The organism is Hyella patelloides LEGE 07179, from assembly GCF_900659865.1.
GTDB lineage: Bacteria > Cyanobacteriota > Cyanobacteriia > Cyanobacteriales > Xenococcaceae > Hyella > Hyella patelloides.
The window spans coordinates 1-2,154 of sequence record NZ_LR214410.1 but is presented as its reverse complement, the minus strand read 5'-3'; the positions used below and the strand labels follow the sequence as shown (position 1 = coordinate 2,154).

Sequence of the window (2,154 nt, the reverse complement as noted above, 5' to 3'; positions counted from 1 at the left end):
AAGAAGCATAAGGCTGAATCTCGACTAAAACTTGTCCTAGCTTCCGTTTAGCTTCCATCAACTCATAAGCATTTTGTAGCCTGAGAAAATATCCTTCAGATAGCCCAAAATAACGGCACAACCTTAAGTCTGTATCGGCGGTGACTCGGCGCGTACCATTAACTATGGCATGGATTCTATTTGCAGGTACGGAGATTGCTTTGGCTAAAGCATTCTGACTTATGCCGATTTCTTCAATAAATTCCTCTTTTAAGATTTCTCCTACTTTGGGGTTATCTAGTAACTGCTCGTTCATAACAATTCTTTTTTTTAGTTAAGAGTGATAGTCGATGATTTCTACATCTGTGGCACTGCCTTTGTCCCAGGTAAAACAAATTCGCCACTGCTGTTGAATTCTAATGCTGTATTGTCCTTTGCGTAGCGAAGCCATGCCGTAGGCTTATCGCCTTTCAATGCCTCTAGTCTGTTTCCTGGGGGATTGCGAAGATCTTCGAGGGTTAGTGCTGCATCTAACTGACGTAACTTTTTTAATGCCCTGTTCTGGATGTCTCCTGGTAGTTTTGATGAACGTTGACCGTTCCAAATTTTCTTAGTTTCCTTGCAGGCAAAGGTTTTAATCAAAATTACATTATATTTTATGCGATACGTACTGCATACAGCAAAATTATAAATCAATTGCTGCTAGTTTGTTCGATCTAGATAGTTAAGAGTTGTTATACTAAGGGTCAATTTTCAACGGATAACTGGAATATAAAAGTTCGCCATTTATAAACAAATAGTCTTAAGCCAGTCGTTTTTATGCGTGCCAGAAATTTAGAAAAGCGTCGGAATCAATTAAAAGATAAGTTCCTATCGGAAATACCGCCCGACGAACAGCATCGCTATAGAGAAACCGTAGGTATTTTTGTAGATGCTACTATTAAGGGCTATCTTTTTGAAGGTTTTGTGGGTGAAGCTTTAGTCGATCATCTTTTAGTCGAATTGCCTAAAATTAAGGGTTACGAACATTGTGCTTACTCTCATCTTTCTCTGAAAGACGTATTAGGGAAATATGCCACGCGGGTTGAGAGGAAGTTTTTTAAATACCGCAAGGAGCTAACTAGGAACGCTCCAGACGAAATATTTTCACGTTCTTAAGAGTTATCCAAGTATAAATTTTTTACTTAAAAATCCATAAATGATTTTGAAACCTATACTCTGTAATAGTTTCGAGCTAGATTACTCCTCATGACAGCTTCGCGCTTATTTACCCCAACTAGGCGATCGCAAAGATAGCTACACTTATGGGTGCTAGGAATTACGACTCAATCAAATTAAATTTACAAACCTCACAGTTACTCCTTGTATCAAAGCGATAGCTAACTATCATTGTGGGGATTCCTAGTCTTTCGTTGTTCTCTGCCTCCGACGGAGAATCATCAATTGAGACTTGCCCATGCTAAACCAAGTTCAGCGGGCTTCCTCAATCAAAGTGAAGTTGCGAACCAATTTTCTTTAATGTTTCTCCCTTCAGTTCTCCTTTGGTGCAGTGAATTGCTGAGATAGGCAGCTTATATTTCTCTACAAAATCAACTATCTCTAAACGACTCCATCTAGTTGTCACAATTCTGATTTCTTTACCTTGGTTGTGAAAGTTTTTTAACTTCGCGAAAGAGTCATAGTTAGGATTGTCAGAAAACTCAAATAGCTGCTGTTTTTAATCCCAAATTGGGCGAGTTAAAGTGTCATCGATCGGCAAAAGTAATCATTAACTAATTCTCAAGCTATTATTATCTACAAGATACTGTCAGCAATGTCTCTAGCGACTCAATCCACCCCCTCTTTCAATTCCACGTTGCTGCTGCCTATCGATTTCATTACTTCTATTCTTACCAAACCAATCCAAGGAGTTAACCAAATCCTGATTCCAATCCTTTGCTTTTGGTGTTTTGACTACCGCCTTGGGCAACTGCTCTTTGATTCTTTCCACCATTTCCTTACCAGAGCGATCGCGGTCAAAAGCAATTACAATTTCTCCTACCTCTTTTAAATACTCAGTTGGTATTTGACCAGCCCCATCAGTAGACAGATAGAGCGTCTTCTTAGAATCGGTTCGCTCTAACACCGCTAATGACATCGCATCTATTGGCGACTCGACTAACACCACTCTTCTTA

General features: G+C 39.4%; 5 protein-coding genes. 1 reads left to right on the top strand and 4 read right to left on the bottom strand.

The annotated features are described in order from the left end of the window. Together H1P_RS35320 and H1P_RS35315 are read right to left on the bottom strand one after the other, a co-directional pair. Positions 1 to 295: HigA family addiction module antitoxin (locus H1P_RS35320; protein WP_144876448.1), on the bottom strand; the 295-nt coding region annotated here is incomplete at its 3' end. Between the two features lie 41 nt (positions 296 to 336). Further along, the gene (locus H1P_RS35315; protein ID WP_246142083.1) at positions 337 to 621 is read right to left on the bottom strand and encodes a type II toxin-antitoxin system RelE/ParE family toxin; all 285 of its coding nucleotides are present in this window, start codon (positions 619 to 621) and stop codon (positions 337 to 339) included. A gap of 177 nt (positions 622 to 798) precedes the next feature. Between H1P_RS35315 and H1P_RS35310 the strand changes: the two genes are divergently transcribed. Next, positions 799 to 1,137 (top strand): hypothetical protein, encoded by a 339-nt coding sequence (locus H1P_RS35310; protein ID WP_144876446.1) that lies wholly within the window; start codon positions 799 to 801, stop codon positions 1,135 to 1,137. A 325-nt stretch (positions 1,138 to 1,462) separates the two neighbouring features. On the opposite strand, the gene H1P_RS37150 is transcribed toward H1P_RS35310, so the two are convergent. Further along, a complete protein-coding gene (locus H1P_RS37150; RefSeq protein ID WP_186376337.1) occupies positions 1,463 to 1,603 on the bottom strand; it encodes a hypothetical protein in 141 nt (46 codons plus the stop codon). Between the two features lie 195 nt (positions 1,604 to 1,798). After that, on the bottom strand, positions 1,799 to 2,154 hold a 356-nt coding region (locus H1P_RS35305; RefSeq protein ID WP_144876444.1), incomplete at its 5' end, for a toprim domain-containing protein.

Excerpts from the sequence above, each read along its gene's own strand:
- H1P_RS35310 (WP_144876446.1), top strand. The coding sequence starts at position 799 with ATGCGTGCCAGAAATTTAGAAAAGCGTCGGAATCAATTAAAAGATAAG.